Raw genomic sequence first — 18,994 nt, forward strand, 5'->3', positions numbered from 1 at the left:
CTCCCACAGTTGGAGCCGGTTCCTACAGTTATTACGCTATTTACGGGTTAACCGATGTTATTCAACCAAGCCTCACGCCTGGCCAAGATCACCAGCCCCCTGGGGCCGGATGTGCTGCTGCTCAATGAAATGGGTGGCGGCGAAGAGCTGGGTCGGCTGTTCAATTTCGAACTGCAGCTGACCTCGCTGGACGCCAACATCGACCTCAACCAGTTGCTGGGCAAGCCCATGAGCCTGAACCTGCAACTGGCGGACGGTGGCGAGCGACACTTCCACGGCATCGTCGCCCGCTGCAGCCAGAACATCGACCAGGGCCAGTTCGCCAGCTATCAGGTGACTTTGCGCCCGTGGTTGTGGCTGCTGAGCCGCACCTCCGACTGCCGGATTTTCCAGAACCTGAGCATCCCGCAGATCATCAAGCAGGTGTTTCGCGACCTGGGTTTTTCCGACTTCGAAGACGCCTTGAGCCGCCCGTACCGCGAGTGGGAATACTGCGTGCAGTACCGCGAGACCAGCTTCGATTTCGTCAGCCGCCTGATGGAACAGGAAGGCATCTACTACTTCTTCCGCCACGAGCAGGACCGCCACGTGCTGGTGCTGGCCGATGCCTACGGTGCCCACGCCAACGTGCCCGGCTACGCCTCGGTGCCTTACTACCCCAAGGACGAGCAGCAGCGCGAACGCGACCATATGCACAACTGGCACCTGGCACAGGAAGTACAACCCGGCTCCCTTGAGCTCAACGACTACGACTTCCAGCGTCCCAGCGCGAGCATCGACGTACGCTCGGCCATGCCGCGCCCGCACACCGCCGGCGACTACCCGCTGTACGACTACCCCGGCACCTACGTCAAAAGCGAAGACGGCGAACACTACGCCCGCACCCGCATCGAAGCCCTGCAAACCCTGCACGAACAAGTGGAGTTCAGCGGCAACGCCCGGGGCCTGGGTTCCGGCCACCTGTTCAGCCTCACCGGCTTCAGTCGCCGCGACCAGAACCGCGAATACCTGATCGTCGGCGCCCGCTACTACATCTCCCAGGAAAGCCTCGAAAGCGGCGGTGGCGCGCCTTCGGCCCAGTTCGAAAGCACCCTCACCTGCATCGACGCGCAACAGAGTTTCCGCCCGCTGGCCAACACCTACCGGCCCATCGTCAAAGGCCCGCAGACCGCGCTGGTGGTGGGCCCCAAGGGCGAGGAAATCTGGACCGACCAATATGGCCGGGTCAAGGTGCATTTCTATTGGGACCGCCACGACCAGTCCAACGAAAACAGCTCATGCTGGATTCGCGTATCGCAGTCCTGGGCCGGAAAAAACTGGGGCTCGATGCAGATCCCACGGATCGGCCAGGAAGTGATCGTGAGCTTCCTGGAAGGCGATCCGGACCGGCCGATCATCACCGGCCGCGTGTACAACGCCGAGCAGACCGTGCCTTACGATCTGCCGGAAAACGCCACCCAAAGCGGGATGAAAAGCCGCTCCAGCAAAGGCGGCACGCCGGCCAACTTCAATGAAATCCGCATGGAGGACAAGAAGGGGTTGGAGCAGCTGTACATCCATGCCGAGCGTAATCAGGACATCGTAGTGGAGGTGGATGAAAGCCATTCGGTGGGGCATGACCGGAACAAGAGTATTGGGCATAACGAGACGGTGACGATTGGCTCAAACCGCCTGCGGGTCGTGCGCAACAACGACACCGTGATTGTGGGCGGGGCCAAGTCCGACAGCGCCGCCACGACCTACACCGTCGAGGCTGGCGACAGTATTCGCCTGGTGTGCGGCGACAGTGTGATTGAGCTCAAGGCTGGCGGAGACATCAACCTGACCTGTGGCTCGTTCAACCTGTTTTCCACCGGCAGCAGCAAAATCCAGACGAAGGGCAAACTGGATATCAACCTTGGCAGCGACAAGGGCACGGTGCCCGGCGCCCAAGGCGTGCAAAGCACGATCAAGTCCGCCGTCGAATCAAAATTTCCCGGCAAGCCCGGCGCTGGTCAATAACGAGATTTCTCCACGATGAATTACCTGATCAACGAAGCCCAATTCACCCTGCCCGATGCAGAGGTACAGGACACCTCGATCAACATTCTCAAGTTCGCCAAGCTGGGCACCACGTTGGTGGTCAGCCGCAGCCCGTTGGCCGATGGCGAGACCTTGCAAGGCAACTTCGAGGGTCAACTTAAAAAGCTCGAACAGCAGGTCAAGGACCTTCGTTATTCGCCGGCGCAAGCCATCAAGGTGGGGCCGGCGCAGGACATCGACGCCTTTGAAGTGCAGAACCGTTTCAACAAAGGCAGCGACAATATTTACCAATATCAGTTGGCAATGCAGATACCCGGCACACGCAACCTGATCGCCTTGAGCTACGTCAAGACCCAGCCCCTGGGACCTGCCGAGGCGGCACATTGGGCAACGCTCAAGAACACGCTCAACTTTGCCGTCACCCCCTGAGCAGAGTCTGAACAATGAGTGAAGACCTCTGGGCTGCCCGCGAAGGCGACGCACTGCTGCACACCTCGGTGATGGCCGATATTCTCGGCGGCGTGCTGGAAGTGGCCGCCTATGCCGCACTCACTACCGTGGGCTGCCTGGCCGTTGCAGGGGCGGTTTTCCTCGCGACCGGTGCGACCATCGCCACAGGCGGCGTTGCATTGGTCTTGGTAGTGGGGGCAGTCGTTGGGATCACCGCAGGGCTCACAGGGGCTGACCTGAAAATATCCAGTTGGTGCGAGTCCGCCGCCAACTGGGTGTTCCCGCCGGTGATCGATGCCTTCATCACCAGCGGTTCGGACAACGTCTTCATCAATGGCAAAAAAGCTGCCCGCGCCGCAGGCAAGATGACTGCGGTTCCGGTCGCACCCAGCGAACCGCCAGCCCCCAGCTTCCTGGACATGGCCGGGGAGTTTTTCTCACAGATGTGGCGCCCGACCGTCGCCTCCCCCGCCCCCGGCACCGAGCCTTGCCCGCTGGACACCGTGGGGTGCAACAAGCACCCGCCAATGCCCCTGCAATTCATTGCCGAGGGGTCCAGCTCGGTATTCATCAATGGCCAGCCTGCGGCGCGCAGTGGCGATCGCAGCACGTGCGACGCCAAGATCGGCACAGCCCCGGGCCTGATCTCGCCGGATGTGCGCATCGGTGGCGGGACCATCGTGGTGCAAGAGATTCGCAGCGGCAAGACGCCGGGCGTGGGTTTGGCGATTGCGGTGGTGATGGCGTTGCGGGGCAACCTGAAGTGTTTCTGGACCAAGCTGCCGTGCCTGGTCGGTGGCTTGGTGGTGGGCGGTGCCATTTCGTATGCAACCAGCAAGGTCACCTCTGCGCTCAAGAGCGCCATGAATGGCTCGCCCAATCCGGTTCACAGCGCGACCGGGACCAAGGTCCTGGGTGGGGACGAGGAGCTGGACTTCGTGCTGCCGGGCTTGCTCCCGATAGATTGGCAGCGTTTCTACAGCAGCCTCGACACACGCCAGGACGGCCTCTTTGGCGCGGGCTGGAGCGTTGCGTATGAAGTTTCGATCGAGATAGATGCAGACGAAAACCTGCTCTACATCGATGAGCAAGGACGCCGTCTGGAGATCGGCTACATCCCCTTGTCCGGCGGAGCATTCGACCCGGGCGAAGGCCTTGCGGTCAGGCGCAGTGCCGACGGCGCGGTATTGATCGAGAGCATCGACGGCCTGTATCGCCTGTTCGAGCCCGACCCGCTGAACAGCGCGCGGATGCGTCTGCAGCTGCTGGGTGATCGTAATGAAGGGCGGATCTTTCTCGACTACGACGCTCAGGGGCGGCTGTATCGCCTGCGCGACACCCATGACTTGATGCACGTCGAACTGAGCTACTCGGCTGAACACCCACGGCGCGTGAGCCACATCGAACGGCGTTATCTGCGCCAGGAACATTTCGATGCGCGCAGCGATGTGCTCGTCAGCTACCGCTATGACAGCAACGGCGACCTGGCTGAAGTGTTGGATGTGCAAGGCACAACCCTTCGACGCTTTGCTTATGACAATGGCCGGCGAATGGTCGAACACCAGTTGCCGAGTGGCCTGCGCTGCTTCTATCAATGGAGTGCAGTGACCGGCCCGGACGGTGAAGAGTGGCGCGTGAGCCGCCACTGGACAGACGCAGGCGATGAATACACCTTCGACTACGATCTCGACGCCGGCATTACCCGCGTGACCGATGGCCTGATGCGCGTCAGCACACGGCATTGGAACCCGCAGTACCAGATCACTCGCTACGTCGATAACCTGGGCCATACGTGGCAGTTCGAGTGGAGCGAAGATCGCCAGTTGCTCGGCGCGATTGACCCGCAAAACGGTCAGTGGCGCTTCAATTATGACGCGTCCGGCAACCTGAGCGCGGTGATCGATCCACTGTCCAGAACCAGCGGCACGCAGTGGCTCGCGCACTGGGCGTTGCCCCAAGTAGAGACCGACCTTGCGGGCAACAGTTGGCATTACCGCTACGATCAGCGAGGCAACTGCATCGAGGAAATCGACCCGCTGGGCAATAGCACGCGCTATGTCTACGACGGGTTCGGTCAACCGGTGCGCATCATCGATGCCACGGAAAAAACCAAAACGCTGCATTGGAACGAATGGAGCCAACTGGTCGAAGCGGTGGATTGCTCGGGTTATCCCACCCGTTATCAATACGATGCCTTTGGCAATCTGGTGGTGCAGACCAATGCGGAAGGTGAGTCGGTTCGCTACCGGTACGGTCCTCAGGGGCTATTGCTGGAATGCCAGCTCCCGGATGGCCGCGTGGAACAGTTCCAGCGCAGCGCCAGCGGTTACCTGACGGCCCATGTCGACCCGGCCGGCAGCACCACGCGCTATGCCTATGACCTGCGTGGCCTGGTCAAACAGCGCTGGGATGCGCACAACCGCACGGTCATGTTCGACCATGACGCCTATGGCCGATTGCGCAAGCTGACCAATGAGAACGGTGAAAGCTATCGCTTTGAGTGGGACGCGTGCGACCGCATGGTGCGGCAGCAAGACCTCGACCAGAGTCAGCGCTGCTACACCTATGATCCGCTGGATGATGTCGTCGCCGTGGACTTCCTGCCGGGGACGGAAGGCGAACCGGTAGCGCCATTGTCACACCAGTTTCAGCGAGATCCGGTTGGACGCCTGGTCAGCAAAGTCACCGCCGACGGCACCACCGTTTACGAACATGATCTGAACGACCAACTGGTCGGCGTCACGTTCACCGCGATTGACGGTCAGCAGCAGCGACTGGGTTTCAGCTACGACGCACTGGGGCAACTGCTGCAGGAGCAAAGCACAGCGGGCTCCTTGCAGCATCACTACGACGAATTGGGGAACCTGATTCAGACCCAGTTGCCCGACGGTCGATGGCTCAACCGCCTCTACTACGGCAGCGGTCACCTGCATCAGTTGAATCTCGATGGGAAGGTCATCAGCGACTTCGAGCGTGATCGTTTGCATCGCGAAGTGCAGCGCACTCAAGGCCAACTCAGGACGAACACCGCGTATGACCGCAGTGGAAGGGTTCGCTCACGCCAGCGCCGCAGTATTGACCAACCGTGGCAGTTGCCGCCGTTGGTTGAGACTGACTACAGCTACGATCCCAGCGATAACCTGATCGGGCGTCGGCGTGTTGACCGTGTTCATGATCGTCAAGAGCAGTTGGGTTACGACAGTACCGAACGTATTCTCGTCAGCCATCAGGTGAGCCGGAGCGAAACCTGCGCCTACGATGCAGCGGCCAACCTTTTGGACGGCCCACAACAAGGCGGCCTGGTACGGCACAACAGGCTGCTGACCTATCAAGACAAACGTTATAAATACGATGCTTTTGGCCGAATGATCGAAAAACGCAGCTCTGTTCGTGGCGTGCAGCGTTTCGCCTACGATGCTGAAAGCCGATTAGTTGAAGTACGCAATGAAAATGGCAACGTGGTCAAAATGGCCTACGACCCTCTGGGCCGTCGCATCGAGAAGACTGAACACGACAGCGTCGGGTACGCATTGGGCATAACGCGCTTCATTTGGGATGGATTGCGGCTCCTGCAAGAATACAAACACAGCCAGACTAGCCTCTATATCTATGAAGACGAAAGTTACAAACCCCTTGCCCGCGTAGATGGCAGCGGCCCACAGCAAAAAGTTCGCCATTATCACAATGATCTCAACGGCACGCCCGAGCAGCTAACTGAAACCGATGGACACACCATCTGGCAGGCGAGCTATCGAGTCTGGGGTGATGCCTTGGAGGAAGTGCGTGAGCCCTCTTACATCGAGGATCAAAATCTACGGTTTCAAGGGCAGTATCTGGATCGGGAGATTGGCCTGCACTACAACACGCTGCGGTTTTATGATCCTGACGTGGGCAGGTTTACTACTCGGGATCCTATCGGGCTCAAGGGAGGTATAAACCTTTATAAATATGCACCGAACCCGATGTCTTGGGTCGATCCTCTAGGTCTGAGCCGATGCGCCCCCGGCACTGCGTCAGGCAAAGGCGTAACTATTACTAACAAATGGCTCAGAGGTAGCCATGGTAATGCCGGACTGTTCCCGGCTTCGATTGCCAATAAAATGAGAGGCAAAACGTTTAATACATTCAACGATTTCCGAAATTCATTTTGGAAAGAAGTTGCGATGGATAAAAATTTGTCAAAGAAATTCAGTCCTTCGAATCTCAAACGAATGCAGAATGGGAATGCACCTATCGCTCATGGTTCGCAATGGAACGGAAAAAACAGATCATATATACTCCATCATCGAGAACCAATACAGCACGGAGGAGGCGTATATGATATGGATAACTTAATGATCGTAACGCCGAAGTTTCACCTGGATGTGCTGGACAGGGATTATCACTTTTGAGGATTTAACCATGTCTCGCGACGAGTTAATAAAACTTATATTAAAAATTCAGCGAAACGAAGGAACTGAAGAAGAGGCAGATGCGGACATAGAACTATTGGTAAATAGTGTTTTAGATCCAGAAGCTGTCGACTACATTTTCCAGCATGAATGGACCGCCGAATTCATTGCCGACAAAATTATTTCGTACGCCCCTATAGTATTATGATACACGACCATTATAAAACCGATGGCCAGGTTGGAGAACATATAAAAGAGACAGATTTATTTAAATTAACGGCAATAAGATAAATTAAATAAATCCGTGCCGGTCACCGGCGGGAAAGTTTTCTGAGAAGTAAAAAATGGGCGCCTGGAATTACAATCCTTGGGAAAACGATGAAGCCGCCGACTGGTTTCAAGAATTTTGGAAACAACAGAATTTCGCAGTCCTGATCAACGAAATTAACCGGTTTGATCCCACTGAAGAACGTTATGACGCCTTTAGGGCTGCCTGTTATCTATTACAAACCCTGGGCAACCCCTATATATGGCCAGCGGAGCATTTGGCAGAACTGAAGCCCCTGATCCAGCGCGCGATTTCAATACTGACGCAAATGATTGACCCAACCAATGAAGACTTGGGGTTTCTTGATATGTGGGGAGGCAGTGCTGATGTCATCAAGGCAGTGGAAGAGCAAGTCGACGCTCTAAAAACGCGTTTAGGCGAACTGGCTTAATCTGGCATACGTACCAGCCCCCAACAAAAAATGGGCACCCGACCCAGTCGGCGTGCCCATTTTTTATCCCGCGCTCGCACTCGCATGTGCATAGCGCAGGCTTCTTTACTTACGGATTGACGCTGTCTTTAAGCGACTTGCCTGGCTTGAACGCAACGGTGTTGCTCGCCTTGATTTTCACCGGCTCGCCGGTTTGCGGGTTTTTGCCGGTGCGGGCGCCGCGGTGGCGCTGCAGGAAGGTGCCGAAGCCTACCAGGGTGACGCTGTCCTTGCGATGCAGCGCGCCGGTGATTTCTTCGAGTACGGCGTTGAGTACGCGGTTGGCCTGTTCTTTGGTCAGGTCTGCTTTTTCTGCAATAGCGGCTGCGAGTTCTGGTTTACGCATAAGTGAAGCCTCTTTGACGGTTTTTTGTTGTTATGTCCGTGCTGCTCTCTATCGGAGCAGCGCCCAAGGCGCCGCAGGCTCTACTCTGCGGCAGACGGGAGTGAGGATGGCATGCCATCGGGGCCTGCGCCAGTCTCACGGCGACCTTTCTATGGTCAAAATGATGCTTATTCCGACAGAACGACCAGCATTTACGCCAGCAGCGGCGGAAGTTCTTTGTTGAGGGCCAGTTTTTCCATCACGGCCGTGCCGGTCAGGGCGTAGCCCAGCAGTCGGCCGCTGGCGTCGCGGCACAGGGCCTTGATGTCGCCGCCCTGCCCTTCGACGCTCCACACACCTTCGCTGCCCCGTGGCGGTGGCGAGACGACCAGCGGGCAGATCGGGGTTTTAACCGTGACGGGCATCGGACCGTAGCTGACGGCCGTCGCGTTACCCGCCAGGGTCTGGGCCAGGGCGCGGGCGCAGCTCATCAGGGGCATTACGTACAGCAGGTTCAGGCCATCGACCTCGGCGCAGTCGCCCAGGGCGTAGATGTTGGCGTGGGAGGTCTTGAGGTGGCGGTCGACCATGATCCCGCGGTTGATCTGCAACCCGGCGGCGGCGGCCAGGTCGACACGCGGGCGCAGGCCGATGGCAGATACCACCAGGTCGCACTGGATCACTTCGCCATCAGACAAGTGGGCTTCCAGGCCGTCAGCGGTGCGCTGCAGGCGATTGAGCACCGGGCCCAGGTGGAAACGCGCCCCCAGGCCTTCCAGACCGGCCTGCACCGCTGCGGCGGCGGCCGGGTGCAGCAGGGTCGGCATGACTTGCTCGCACGGCGCCACCAGGTCGATCTCGTAGCCGCCGAGGATCAGGTCGTTGGCGAACTCGCAGCCGATCAGCCCGGCCCCCAGCAACAGCACCCGGCGTTTTCCGGCCGCAGCGGCACGAAAGCGTGCGTAGTCTTCGAGGTCGTTGATCGGGAAAATCAGCTCGGCGGCGTCGCCCTGTACCGGCACCCGCACGGTTTCTGCACCCCAGGCCAGGATCAGGTCGCGATAGGCCACCGCTTCCTCACCGATCCACAAGCGCTTGTGGCCCGGGTCGATGCCGCTGATGCGGGTGTGGGTACGCACTTCGGCCTTCAGTTGCTCGGCCATGGCGCCCGGTTCAGCCATGCTCAGGCCGTCGGCTTCCTTGTTCTTGCCAAAGCCGGTGGAGAGCATGGGCTTGGAGTAGGAGCGCCCGTCATCTGCGGTGATCAGCAACAGCGGGGTTTCGCTATCGAGCTTGCGAAACTCCCGAGCCAGGTTGTAACCGGCCAAACCCGTGCCGACGATCACGACAGGTGCGTTCATTCCTTTCTCCTTGTAGTACGGTTCTTGAATTGCGATTTAAATCAGCAATCAGCCGATTTCGATCATTTCGAAATCCATTTTGCCCACGCCGCAGTCCGGGCACAGCCAGTCTTCGGGGACGTCCTGCCACAGGGTGCCCGGCGCGATGCCGTCATCCGGCCATCCGTCTTTCTCGTCGTAGATCAGGCCACAGACGACACATTGCCACTTCTTCATTACTTGTTTCCTCAGGTCCAGGCGCGTTGGCCGACGGTCGATAGATGCAACCTTGCCGTGCGGCTCAGGGCGTTTTGTACTGATCAGCAGGCGCAGATGCAAGCATGATCGACGCATGGGCCTGGCGCACTCCGGCAAAAGTCCAGGGCACCATGGTAAGCTCGCCGCCTCATTAACTGCCAATAATGACCCTCCGTGCCGCATTCAAACGCCCTTCCCGATGCTTGCCGATGGCTGACCCAGAGCCTTCTGAGCCCACTGCCCGCGCCGCTGACACTCAACTGGCTGTTCGATGAAGGTTCGCTGACCCGGCGCCTGACGCGCCTGTCCGACGATGGCTTCAGCGTGACGCCGTTGTTCGAAGGCTGGCAGCCACTGCGAGACGACGAATGCGCCACCCTGGACTTGCCCGCCGCCAGCATCGGCTGGGTGCGCGAGGTGTATTTGCGTGGCCATGGCCAGCCGTGGGTGTTTGCCCGCAGCGTGGCGGCCCGCAGCGCCTTGCAGGGCGACGGCTTGCACATGGACGAGTTGGGCAGCCGGTCTCTCGGGGAATTACTGTTTTGTGACCACGCCTTCACGCGCCAGGCCATCGAGGTGTGCCGCTACCCACGGGAATGGCTGCCCCCGGCGGACCAGGCCGATCACCTGTGGGCACGCCGCTCGCGCTTCGACCGCGGGCCGCTGAGCGTGCTGGTGGCTGAAATCTTCCTGCCGCCCCTGTGGCAAGCCGTGCACGACCATCCGGAGCGTTTCTGATGTACCAGCGCCTGCTCAAATCCCTGAATCACCTGAACCCAAGGGCCTGGGACTTCATCCAGTTGACCCGCATGGACAAGCCCATCGGCATTTACCTGCTGCTGTGGCCCACGCTGTGGGCGCTGTGGATAGCCGGCAAGGGTTCGCCATCGCTGCTCAATATCCTGATCTTCGTGCTCGGCGTGATACTCACTCGGGCCGGCGGTTGCGTCATCAATGACTGGGCCGACCGCAAGGTCGACGGCCATGTGAAGCGCACCGAACAGCGCCCGCTGGTCAGCGGCAGGATCAGCTCGAAAGAGGCCCTGGTGTTCTTCGCGGTGCTGATGGTCATCAGTTTCCTGCTGGTGCTGCTGACCAACTCCATGACGATCTGGCTGTCTCTGGGCGGCCTCGCGCTGGCGGCCAGCTACCCGTTCATGAAGCGCTACACCTATTACCCGCAGGTGGTATTGGGCGCGGCGTTCTCGTGGGGCATGCCGATGGCGTTCACCGCCGAGACGGGCAGCCTGCCCGCCGCTGCCTGGCTGCTGTACATCGCCAACCTGTTGTGGACGGTGGGTTACGACACGTACTACGCCATGACCGACCGCGACGATGACCTGAAAATCGGGGTCAAATCCACCGCGATTCTGTTCGGCGATGCCGACCGGGTGATCATCCTGACCCTGCAGGGCCTGGCACTGGTGTGCCTGTGGCTGGCGGGGATGCGTTTTGAGCTGGGCGGCTGGTTCCACCTGGGCTTGCTGGCGGCGGCCGGGTGTTTTGCCTGGGAGTTCTGGTACACCCGGGACAAGGACCGGCTCAAATGCTTCAAGGCGTTTTTGCACAACCACTGGGCCGGGTTGGCGATTTTTGTCGGGATTGTCGCGGACTACGGATTTCGGTGAGAGGCCAAGCCCCTCACCCTTATCCGGCTCACATCAAGGCTTGGCGACCTTCCACGCCCCGTCCATTTTGCCTTCGCCGGTCATGTCACCGGCCTTCTTGTCCATGATGAAGGTGTAGAGCGGCTTGCCGCTGTAGGCCCACTGGCTTTTCTGGTCGTCACGGGTGATCACGGTCCACTTGCCCATGGGCTTGTCGGTGGATTCGGCCATCAACGGCGGCCAGTTGGTGGCGCACTTGTCGTTGCACATGGATTTGCCATCAGCGTCCTTGGCAAAGGTGTAGAGGGTCATGCCGTTGTGGTCCACCAGCATCCCGTCTTTTGTCATCGCCGGGTCTGCCGCAAACGCCAGTGTCGGCAGCGTTAACGCGGCCGTTACCAGCAGGGCTTTCCAGGAAAAAGTACTGTGAGTCATGGGAACCTTCCTTTTGTGGTTGTCAGGATTCGGACCCAAAGCGTAGTCCAGAGAGGCAAGGATTGCCCAAGCGACTAAATTACTGTCACACGACTGCAATAATTCCGTTATCTAATGCGGCGCAAGACAGTTAAATGACAAGAGGATTTAGCATGGTTGGCAGGAGCATTCTGATCGTTGACGACGAAGCGCCCATTCGCGAGATGATCGCCGTTGCGTTGGAAATGGCCGGCTATGACTGCCTGGAGGCGGAGAACTCCCAGCAGGCCCATGCCATTATCGTCGACCGCAAGCCGGACCTGATCCTGCTGGACTGGATGCTGCCCGGCACCTCCGGCATCGAACTGGCCCGCCGCCTCAAGCGTGACGAGCTGACCGGGGATATCCCGATCATCATGCTCACCGCCAAGGGCGAAGAGGACAACAAGATCCAGGGCCTGGAAGTCGGCGCCGATGACTACATCACCAAGCCCTTTTCCCCACGGGAACTGGTCGCCCGTCTGAAAGCCGTTCTGCGCCGTGCCGGCCCCACCGATGGTGAAGCGCCTATCGAAGTCGACGGCCTGATCCTTGACCCGATCAGCCACCGCGTAACCATCGACGGCAAACCCGCCGAGATGGGCCCCACCGAATACCGCCTGCTGCAATTCTTCATGACCCACCAGGAGCGCGCCTACACCCGCGGCCAACTGCTGGACCAGGTCTGGGGCGGCAACGTGTATGTGGAGGAGCGCACCGTCGACGTGCATATCCGCCGCCTGCGCAAAGCCTTGGGCGACGCTTACGAGAATCTGGTACAAACCGTGCGCGGCACCGGCTACCGGTTTTCCACCAAAGGCTGAGCCAGCCCGAACTGCCCAGACAGCTGAAAGGACGCGTGTTTAAGTGAACCAAAACTGGCATGGCACCCTGATCCGCCACATGCTCCTGTTGATCACCGGCTGCCTGCTGGTGGGCCTGGTCAGCGGCTATTACGGCTGGAGCCTGGCCGTCGGCCTGGGCCTTTACCTGGGCTGGACCCTCAAGCAACTGCTGCGCCTGCACGAATGGCTGCGCCAGCACAAACCCGACGAAGCACCACCCGACGGCTACGGCCTGTGGGGCGAGGTGTTCGACAGCATCTACCACTTGCAACGCCGCGACCAGCGTGTACGCGGGCGCCTGCAAGCGGTGATCGACCGGGTGCAGGAGTCCACCGCCGCACTGAAAGACGCGGTGATCATGCTCGACAGCGACGGCAACCTGGAATGGTGGAACCGCGCCGCAGAGACCTTGCTGGGTCTCAAGACGCCCCAGGACAGCGGCCAGCCGGTGACCAACCTGGTGCGCCACCCGCGTTTCAAGGAGTATTTCGAGCAGGACAACTACGAAGAAGCCCTGGAAATCCCGTCACCGACCAACGACCGCGTGCGTATCCAGCTGTACCTGACGCGCTACGGCAATAACGAACATTTGATGCTGGTGCGCGATGTCACACGCATCCATCAGCTGGAACAGATGCGCAAGGACTTCGTCGCCAACGTCTCCCACGAACTGCGCACACCGCTGACGGTGATCTGCGGTTATCTGGAGACGCTGCTCGATAACGTCGAAGACGTGAACCCGCGCTGGACCCGTGCCCTGCAACAGATGCAGCAGCAAGGCTCGCGCATGCAAACCCTGCTTAACGACCTGCTGTTGCTGGCCAAGCTGGAAGCCACCGATTACCCCTCGGACAACCATCCGGTGCCGGTGCAAAGCCTGTTGCAGACGATCAAGAGCGACGCCCAGGCATTGTCCGGGCAGCGTGAACAGCAGATCACCCTTGAAGCCGACCCATCGATACTGCTCAAGGGCAGCGAGGGCGAGTTGCGCAGCGCGTTTTCCAACCTGGTGTTCAACGCCGTCAAATACACCCAGGACAAAGGCAACATCCGCATCCGCTGGTGGGCCGACGACCAGGGCGCACACCTCAGCGTGCAGGACTCCGGGATGGGCATCGACGCCAAGCATTTGCCGCGCCTTACCGAGCGTTTCTACCGCGTCGACTCCAGCCGCAACTCCAACACCGGCGGCACCGGGCTCGGCCTGGCCATCGTCAAACATGTGCTGCTGCGCCATCGCGCGCGGCTGGAAATCAGTAGCGTGCTCGGCCACGGCAGTACCTTTACCTGCCATTTCCCGCCGGCCCAGGTGACACATTCCCGGGTCCTTCATCAGGACGAGTGACCCTCCGCCCGGCAGCCGCCACTAGGCAAGCGCCCCGTCAGCCGCTACATTGGCGGACTTGCGCCTGCCTTTCAGGCCCACCTGCTCACCCTTTTCGATTAGACGGAACCCGCAAAACCCCATCATGGACCCTTCCCCTGGCATCACCCTCGCGACACTCTTCGCCGACTTCGGCATGATTCTTTTTGCACTGATCCTGGTACTGCTCAACGGCTTTTTCGTTGCGGCGGAATTTGCCATGGTCAAACTGCGCTCGACCCGGGTCGAGGCCATCGCCCACAAGAACGGCTGGCGCGGGCAGATCCTGCGCACCGTACACAGCCAGCTCGACGCCTATCTGTCGGCCTGCCAGTTGGGTATCACCCTCGCCTCCCTGGGCCTGGGCTGGGTCGGTGAGCCGGCCTTCGCGCACATCCTCGAGCCGTTGCTGGGGGCGATCGGTGTGCAGTCGCCGGAAGTGATCAAGGGCGTGTCGTTCTTTGCCGCCTTCTTCGTGATCTCGTACCTGCACATCGTGGTTGGTGAACTGGCGCCCAAGTCCTGGGCCATTCGCAAGCCCGAGTTGCTGTCGCTGTGGACCGCCGTGCCGCTGTACCTGTTCTACTGGGCCATGTACCCGGCGATCTACCTGCTCAACGCCAGTGCCAACGCCATCCTGCGCATCGCCGGCCAAGGCGAGCCTGGCCCGCACCACGAGCACCATTACAGCCGTGAAGAACTGAAACTGATCCTGCACTCCAGCCGTGGCCAGGACCCGAGCGACCAAGGCATGCGCGTGTTGGCCTCCGCCGTGGAAATGGGCGAGCTGGAAGTGGTGGACTGGGCCAACTCCCGGGAAGACCTGGTGACCCTGGACTTCAACGCACCGCTCAAGGAAATCCTGGCGCTGTTCCGTCGCCACAAGTTCAGCCGTTACCCGGTGTACGACGCCGTGCGCAACGAGTTCGTCGGCCTGCTGCACATCAAGGACCTGCTGCTGGAACTGGCGGCCCTGGACCACATTCCCGAGTCGTTCAACCTGGCCGAGCTGACCCGCCCGCTGGAACGCGTATCGCGCCATATGCCGCTGTCGCAACTGCTCGAGCAGTTCCGTAAAGGCGGCGCGCACTTCGCCCTGGTGGAAGAGGCCGACGGCAAGGTCATCGGCTACCTGACCATGGAAGACGTGCTGGAAGTACTGGTAGGCGACATCCAGGACGAACACCGCAAGGCCGAGCGCGGCATCCTCGCTTACCAGCCGGGCAAATTGCTGGTGCGTGGCGACACGCCGCTGTTCAAGGTGGAGCGCCTGCTGGGCGTCGACCTGGACCACATCGAAGCCGAAACCCTGGCCGGGCTGATCTACGACACCCTGAAGCGGGTGCCGGAAGAGGAAGAAGTGCTGGAAGTCGAAGGCCTGCGCATCATCATCAAGAAGATGAAAGGGCCGAAGATCGTGTTGGCCAAGGTGCTATTGCTCGACTAGGGCACACCCCTTGTAGGAGCGAGCTTGCTCGCGAAGGACGTTAACGATAACGCTGGGACCCTGACACCCGGCAGCGCCCTCAGGTTTTTCGCGAGCAAGCTCGCTCCTACAAAAGCCTTATCGCGTGCCCAGCGCAAAGTTGGGCAACGCCTGCACCGGCTGGTTGAATTCATAGGGAATCGACACCAGCCCCGACGCCGTCGTGCGCTGCACCACAAAATGCAGATGCGGCCCGCTGCTGTTACCGGTATTGCCCGACAGCGCCAGCGGGCTGCCCACCGCCACGCGCTGCCCTTCCCTGACGCTGACCGACCCTTGCTTGAGGTGCAGGTACACGCCTTGCGTGCCGTCATCGTGCTGCACCCGCACGAAATTGCCCGATGGATCGCTGCCGCGCCCGCTCTGCTCGTTCTCGGTTTTCAGTACGACACCGCCACGTGCCGCGATGATTGGCGTGCCTTCAGGCATGGCAATGTCCATCGCATAACGGCTTTTGAGCTCAGAGTGGCTGAAGGTACCGTTGGGGCCTTGGGTGAGACGGAACGGCCCGCCACGCCAGGGCAAGGGATAACGATAGGAAGCGGGTTGCGACGGATATACAGGCTTGGGAATCACCCGCTCCTGATACACAAACGCCTGCGCCCCGGGCGTGTACCGGTCGCTGAAGACCACAGCGCCGTCGGCGTCGATGGATTTGTAGAGGGTCATGGACATCGCCGGCATGACAACGGCGAACAGTCCACACAACAGCAGTGAGCGCACGAGCATCGGGTTGGCCTGCCAGGGACGACTGAATGGCAGGCTAACAAGGGATCATGACAGTGCTATGTGAACCCTCCACTGCCCCTGTGGCGAGGGGGCTTGTCCCCCGTTGGGCTGCGCAGCGGCCCCAGTAGAGTTATCGCGCAGGGTCAGGCAGAACTCAATTACAGGGTTTGGGGCCGCTACGCAGCCCAACGGGGGACAAGCCCCCTCGCCACAGGTTTTTTGGAGACCCCATCAAGTCACGCACCCGGCACAAAATGCTTCTGTGCGGTCCCGCGGGCGATCAGCCGCGAAATGTAGTCAAGCTTCTGCGCATCCTGGTCGATAAACCGGAAGGTCAGTTGCAGCCAGTCACTGTCGGGCTTGGGCTCGTAGGCCACCACGGCATGCAGGTAGCCATTCAGACGCGCCACTTCAGCGTTCTCACCCTGCTCCAGGTCGAGCACGGCGCTTTCCAGTACCTGAGGCAGGATTTCACCACGACGCACCACCAGCAGCGCCTCCTTGATGCTCAGGGCCTTGATCACACACTGCTGGGTGCCACTGGACAGGCGCAACTGGCCCTGGCCACGACCGCTGGCAGGCGACGCTGCCGCAGCCACCTGCACCGGCGGGCTGTTGAGCAGGCCTTTGCTGGGCGCCGCCACCGGGGCCGGCTTGACTGCGTCAGGCTTGCCACCAGTGAGGGCGCTGAGGGAATCGTTACCGAACGCCGAGTTCATCTTGGTCGGTGCGCTGGCGATCAGCGCGTCGAGGCGGCCAATCTTGTTCAGTGCCTGCTTGACCTTGTTCAGCAACTGCTCGTTGGTGAATGGCTTGCTGACGTAGCCGGAAACCCCGGCCTGGATCGCCTGCACCACGTTTTCCTTGTCGCCACGGCTGGTCACCATGACGAAAGGCATGGCTTTGAGATGAGGCTGTTCACGGCACCAGGTCAACAGTTCCAGGCCGGACATTTCCGGCATTTCCCAGTCGCACAGCACCATGTCGAAGGTTTCGCGCATCAGGATGGCCTGGGCCTTTTTGCCGTTCACCGCATCTTCGATCTTGATCCCCGGGAAGTAGTTACGCAGGCACTTCTTCACCAGGTCGCGAATAAACGAGGCGTCATCCACCACCAATACACTGACTTTGCTCATCGACCCTTCATCCTATAAAAACCCCGGCAAGCATAACGCTTCGCTGATGGCGTTTTGCCAAAAATTCCAACACCACAAACGAAAACGCCCGACCAAAGGCCGGGCGTTTATTTCTCGGGCAATCTTACTTATCGTCAGGAACGCCCGGAACATTAGGGATTTGATCGGTCGTACCTTCAACTTCTGCTTTCATCCGCTTGAGGCCCATGTGCCGCACGTCAGTACCCCGCACCAGGTAAATCACCAGTTCCGAGATGTTGCGTGCGTGGTCGCCGATGCGTTCCAGCGAACGCAGTACCCAGATGATGCTCAGTACCCGCGAGATAGAGCGCGGGTCTTCCATCATGTAGGTCGCCAGTTCGCGCAGCGCCGTCTTGTATTCGCGGTCGATGGTCTTGTCGTATTGAGCCACCGACAACGCCAGCTCGGCGTCGAAACGGGCAAACGCGTCGAGGGCGTCGCGAACCATGTTGCGCACCTGGTCACCGATGTGGCGCACTTCGACATAACCACGCGGCGCTTCGCCTTCCTCACACAACTGGATGGCGCGGCGGGCGATCTTGGTGGCTTCGTCACCGATGCGCTCCAGGTCGATCACCGACTTGGAGATGCTGATGATCAAACGCAGGTCGGACGCCGCCGGCTGACGACGGGCCAGGATGCGCAGGCATTCTTCGTCGATGTTGCGTTCCATCTGGTTGATCTGGTCATCGATCTCGCGCACTTGCTGGGCCAGGCCCGAGTCGGCCTCGATCAGCGCGGTAACGGCGTCGTTGACTTGCTTCTCCACCAGCCCGCCCATGGCCAGGAGGTGGCTGCGCACCTCCTCAAGCTCGGCGTTGAACTGCGCGGAGATGTGATGGGTAAGGCCTTCTTTGCTAATCATGTTGGCGTCCTTGGAACGTCCAGTAAGGTGCGGTCGACCGCAGCATCAGTTCAGTGAGCAACCAGCCACCTGCTAGCCGTAGCGACCGGTGATGTAGTCTTCGGTCTGCTTCTTCGCCGGGTTGGTGAACAGGGTATCGGTGTCGCCAAATTCCACCAGCTTGCCCATGTACATGAACGCGGTGTAGTCGGAAACCCGCGCCGCCTGTTGCATGTTGTGGGTCACGATGACGATGGTGAACTTGGATTTGAGTTCGTAGATCAGCTCTTCGACTTTCAACGTGGAGATGGGGTCGAGTGCCGAGCACGGTTCATCGAGCAGCAGCACTTCCGGCTCCACGGCGATGGTGCGGGCGATCACCAGACGTTGCTGCTGGCCGCCGGACAACCCGAGGGCCGACTCGTGCAGGCGGTCCTTGACCTCGTCCCACAGCGCCGCGCCTTTCAGTGCCCACTCAACGGCTTCGTCGAGGACGCGCTTTTTGTTGATGCCCTGGATGCGCAGGCCGTAGACCACGTTTTCGTAGATGGTCTTGGGAAACGGGTTGGGCTTCTGGAACACCATGCCCACCCGGCGCCGCAGCTCGGCCACGTCTTCGCCCTTGCGGTAGATGTTGGTGCCGTACAGGTTGATCGCGCCCTCGACGCGGCAGCCGTCCACCAGATCGTTCATCCGGTTGAAGGTGCGCAGCAGGGTCGACTTGCCGCAACCGGACGGGCCGATGAAGGCGGTCACGCGCTGCTTCGGAATGTTCATGCTGACGTCGTACAGCGCCTGCTTGTCGCCGTAGTACAGGCTCAGGCCCGGTACTTCGATGGCCACGGTTTCCTGGGCCAGGCTCAGGCTCTGCTTGTCGCGACCCAGGGCTGACATGTTGATGCCGTGGGAATGGGTTTCATGTTGCATGGGATGCTCCCTGTGCTACCAATTCGTTTTGTGGGAGCG

Annotated in this window: 18 protein-coding genes; 10 read left to right on the forward strand and 8 right to left on the reverse strand. The window is 60.0% G+C overall.

The features are described 5' to 3' along the window. The first annotated feature begins 54 nt into the window (after positions 1 to 54). From HX815_RS08720 to HX815_RS08740, 5 genes are all read left to right on the forward strand, one after another. Positions 55 to 2,001, forward strand: coding sequence for a type VI secretion system Vgr family protein (locus tag HX815_RS08720; protein ID WP_134327538.1), 1,947 nt, complete (start codon positions 55 to 57; stop codon positions 1,999 to 2,001). Positions 2,002 to 2,016: 15 nt separating this feature from the next. Next, positions 2,017 to 2,451: a DcrB-related protein gene (locus HX815_RS08725; RefSeq protein ID WP_177028069.1), complete on the forward strand. Its 435-nt coding sequence runs from the start codon at positions 2,017 to 2,019 to the stop codon at positions 2,449 to 2,451. Between the two features lie 14 nt (positions 2,452 to 2,465). After that, positions 2,466 to 6,863, forward strand: coding sequence for an RHS repeat-associated core domain-containing protein (locus HX815_RS08730; RefSeq protein ID WP_256351064.1), 4,398 nt, complete (start codon positions 2,466 to 2,468; stop codon positions 6,861 to 6,863). A gap of 10 nt (positions 6,864 to 6,873) precedes the next feature. Next, a complete protein-coding gene (locus HX815_RS08735; protein ID WP_177028070.1) occupies positions 6,874 to 7,071 on the forward strand; it encodes a hypothetical protein in 198 nt (65 codons plus the stop codon). Positions 7,072 to 7,207: 136 nt separating this feature from the next. Beyond that, positions 7,208 to 7,582, forward strand: coding sequence for a DUF4259 domain-containing protein (locus tag HX815_RS08740; protein ID WP_177028071.1), 375 nt, complete (start codon positions 7,208 to 7,210; stop codon positions 7,580 to 7,582). A 109-nt stretch (positions 7,583 to 7,691) separates the two neighbouring features. On the opposite strand, the gene HX815_RS08745 is transcribed toward HX815_RS08740, so the two are convergent. From HX815_RS08745 to HX815_RS08755, 3 genes are all read right to left on the reverse strand, one after another. Then, entirely contained in the window at positions 7,692 to 7,967 is a 276-nt protein-coding gene (locus HX815_RS08745) for an HU family DNA-binding protein (RefSeq protein WP_003213368.1), read from the reverse strand. A 191-nt stretch (positions 7,968 to 8,158) separates the two neighbouring features. Beyond that, a complete protein-coding gene (locus tag HX815_RS08750; RefSeq protein ID WP_177020307.1) occupies positions 8,159 to 9,307 on the reverse strand; it encodes an NAD(P)/FAD-dependent oxidoreductase in 1,149 nt (382 codons plus the stop codon). A 48-nt stretch (positions 9,308 to 9,355) separates the two neighbouring features. Continuing rightward, complete coding sequence (locus HX815_RS08755) at positions 9,356 to 9,523, reverse strand: rubredoxin (RefSeq protein WP_003213373.1); 168 nt, start codon at positions 9,521 to 9,523, stop codon at positions 9,356 to 9,358. Positions 9,524 to 9,718: 195 nt separating this feature from the next. Between HX815_RS08755 and HX815_RS08760 the strand changes: the two genes are divergently transcribed. Together HX815_RS08760 and ubiA are read left to right on the forward strand one after the other, a co-directional pair. Beyond that, positions 9,719 to 10,282, forward strand: a complete 564-nt coding sequence (locus HX815_RS08760; protein ID WP_177022393.1) for a chorismate lyase — start codon at positions 9,719 to 9,721, stop codon at positions 10,280 to 10,282. After that, positions 10,282 to 11,172 (forward strand): 4-hydroxybenzoate octaprenyltransferase, encoded by an 891-nt coding sequence (ubiA, locus tag HX815_RS08765; RefSeq protein ID WP_177009045.1) that lies wholly within the window; start codon positions 10,282 to 10,284, stop codon positions 11,170 to 11,172. The genes HX815_RS08760 and ubiA overlap by 1 nt, the downstream gene beginning before the upstream one ends. Positions 11,173 to 11,205: 33 nt before the next feature. Here ubiA and HX815_RS08770 read toward each other — a convergent pair whose 3' ends face one another. Beyond that, positions 11,206 to 11,586 carry a hypothetical protein gene (locus tag HX815_RS08770; RefSeq protein WP_003213380.1) on the reverse strand — a complete coding sequence of 127 codons (381 nt, stop codon included), beginning with the start codon at positions 11,584 to 11,586 and terminating at the stop codon, positions 11,206 to 11,208. Positions 11,587 to 11,738: 152 nt separating this feature from the next. Between HX815_RS08770 and phoB the strand changes: the two genes are divergently transcribed. The 3 genes from phoB (at position 11,739) to HX815_RS08785 (ending at position 15,259) form a co-directional block, all read left to right on the forward strand. After that, a complete protein-coding gene (phoB, locus tag HX815_RS08775; protein ID WP_003195617.1) occupies positions 11,739 to 12,428 on the forward strand; it encodes a phosphate regulon transcriptional regulator PhoB in 690 nt (229 codons plus the stop codon). A gap of 43 nt (positions 12,429 to 12,471) precedes the next feature. Continuing rightward, positions 12,472 to 13,794, forward strand: a complete 1,323-nt coding sequence (phoR, locus tag HX815_RS08780; RefSeq protein ID WP_003213382.1) for a phosphate regulon sensor histidine kinase PhoR — start codon at positions 12,472 to 12,474, stop codon at positions 13,792 to 13,794. Positions 13,795 to 13,918: 124 nt separating this feature from the next. After that, entirely contained in the window at positions 13,919 to 15,259 is a 1,341-nt protein-coding gene (locus HX815_RS08785; RefSeq protein ID WP_003213385.1) for a hemolysin family protein, read from the forward strand. 117 nt (positions 15,260 to 15,376) lie between these two features. Here HX815_RS08785 and HX815_RS08790 read toward each other — a convergent pair whose 3' ends face one another. The 4 genes from HX815_RS08790 to pstB all read right to left on the reverse strand — a co-directional run bounded on the left by HX815_RS08790 (position 15,377) and on the right by pstB (position 18,955). Beyond that, on the reverse strand, positions 15,377 to 16,027 hold the full coding sequence (locus tag HX815_RS08790; protein ID WP_008439474.1) for a M23 family metallopeptidase: 651 nt from the start codon (positions 16,025 to 16,027) through the stop codon (positions 15,377 to 15,379). A 236-nt stretch (positions 16,028 to 16,263) separates the two neighbouring features. Next, positions 16,264 to 17,163 carry a response regulator gene (locus HX815_RS08795; RefSeq protein WP_003213389.1) on the reverse strand — a complete coding sequence of 300 codons (900 nt, stop codon included), beginning with the start codon at positions 17,161 to 17,163 and terminating at the stop codon, positions 16,264 to 16,266. 124 nt (positions 17,164 to 17,287) lie between these two features. After that, a complete protein-coding gene (phoU, locus tag HX815_RS08800) occupies positions 17,288 to 18,049 on the reverse strand; it encodes a phosphate signaling complex protein PhoU (RefSeq protein ID WP_003213392.1) in 762 nt (253 codons plus the stop codon). Positions 18,050 to 18,121: 72 nt separating this feature from the next. Continuing rightward, complete coding sequence (gene pstB / locus HX815_RS08805; protein WP_003213395.1) at positions 18,122 to 18,955, reverse strand: phosphate ABC transporter ATP-binding protein PstB; 834 nt, start codon at positions 18,953 to 18,955, stop codon at positions 18,122 to 18,124. Positions 18,956 to 18,994: the final 39 nt, after the last annotated feature.

It is taken from the genome of Pseudomonas sp. E6002 (genome assembly GCF_013385565.1).
In the GTDB taxonomy this organism is placed as follows: domain Bacteria; phylum Pseudomonadota; class Gammaproteobacteria; order Pseudomonadales; family Pseudomonadaceae; genus Aquipseudomonas.

What these genes read in the sequence shown, in the direction of transcription:
- HX815_RS08720 (WP_134327538.1), top strand. Translation starts at nt 55, where the DNA reads ATGTTATTCAACCAAGCCTCACGCCTGGCCAAGATCACCAGCCCCCTG.
- HX815_RS08725 (WP_177028069.1), top strand. Translation starts at nt 2,017, where the DNA reads ATGAATTACCTGATCAACGAAGCCCAATTCACCCTGCCCGATGCAGAG.
- HX815_RS08730 (WP_256351064.1), top strand. Translation starts at nt 2,466, where the DNA reads ATGAGTGAAGACCTCTGGGCTGCCCGCGAAGGCGACGCACTGCTGCAC.
- HX815_RS08735 (WP_177028070.1), top strand. Translation starts at nt 6,874, where the DNA reads ATGTCTCGCGACGAGTTAATAAAACTTATATTAAAAATTCAGCGAAAC.
- HX815_RS08740 (WP_177028071.1), top strand. Translation starts at nt 7,208, where the DNA reads ATGGGCGCCTGGAATTACAATCCTTGGGAAAACGATGAAGCCGCCGAC.
- HX815_RS08745 (WP_003213368.1), bottom strand. Translation starts at nt 7,967, where the DNA reads ATGCGTAAACCAGAACTCGCAGCCGCTATTGCAGAAAAAGCAGACCTG.
- HX815_RS08750 (WP_177020307.1), bottom strand. Translation starts at nt 9,307, where the DNA reads ATGAACGCACCTGTCGTGATCGTCGGCACGGGTTTGGCCGGTTACAAC.
- HX815_RS08755 (WP_003213373.1), bottom strand. Translation starts at nt 9,523, where the DNA reads ATGAAGAAGTGGCAATGTGTCGTCTGTGGCCTGATCTACGACGAGAAA.
- ubiA (WP_177009045.1), top strand. Translation starts at nt 10,282, where the DNA reads ATGTACCAGCGCCTGCTCAAATCCCTGAATCACCTGAACCCAAGGGCC.
- HX815_RS08770 (WP_003213380.1), bottom strand. Translation starts at nt 11,586, where the DNA reads ATGACTCACAGTACTTTTTCCTGGAAAGCCCTGCTGGTAACGGCCGCG.
- phoB (WP_003195617.1), top strand. Translation starts at nt 11,739, where the DNA reads ATGGTTGGCAGGAGCATTCTGATCGTTGACGACGAAGCGCCCATTCGC.
- HX815_RS08785 (WP_003213385.1), top strand. Translation starts at nt 13,919, where the DNA reads ATGGACCCTTCCCCTGGCATCACCCTCGCGACACTCTTCGCCGACTTC.
- HX815_RS08790 (WP_008439474.1), bottom strand. Translation starts at nt 16,027, where the DNA reads ATGCTCGTGCGCTCACTGCTGTTGTGTGGACTGTTCGCCGTTGTCATG.
- HX815_RS08795 (WP_003213389.1), bottom strand. Translation starts at nt 17,163, where the DNA reads ATGAGCAAAGTCAGTGTATTGGTGGTGGATGACGCCTCGTTTATTCGC.
- phoU (WP_003213392.1), bottom strand. Translation starts at nt 18,049, where the DNA reads ATGATTAGCAAAGAAGGCCTTACCCATCACATCTCCGCGCAGTTCAAC.
- pstB (WP_003213395.1), bottom strand. Translation starts at nt 18,955, where the DNA reads ATGCAACATGAAACCCATTCCCACGGCATCAACATGTCAGCCCTGGGT.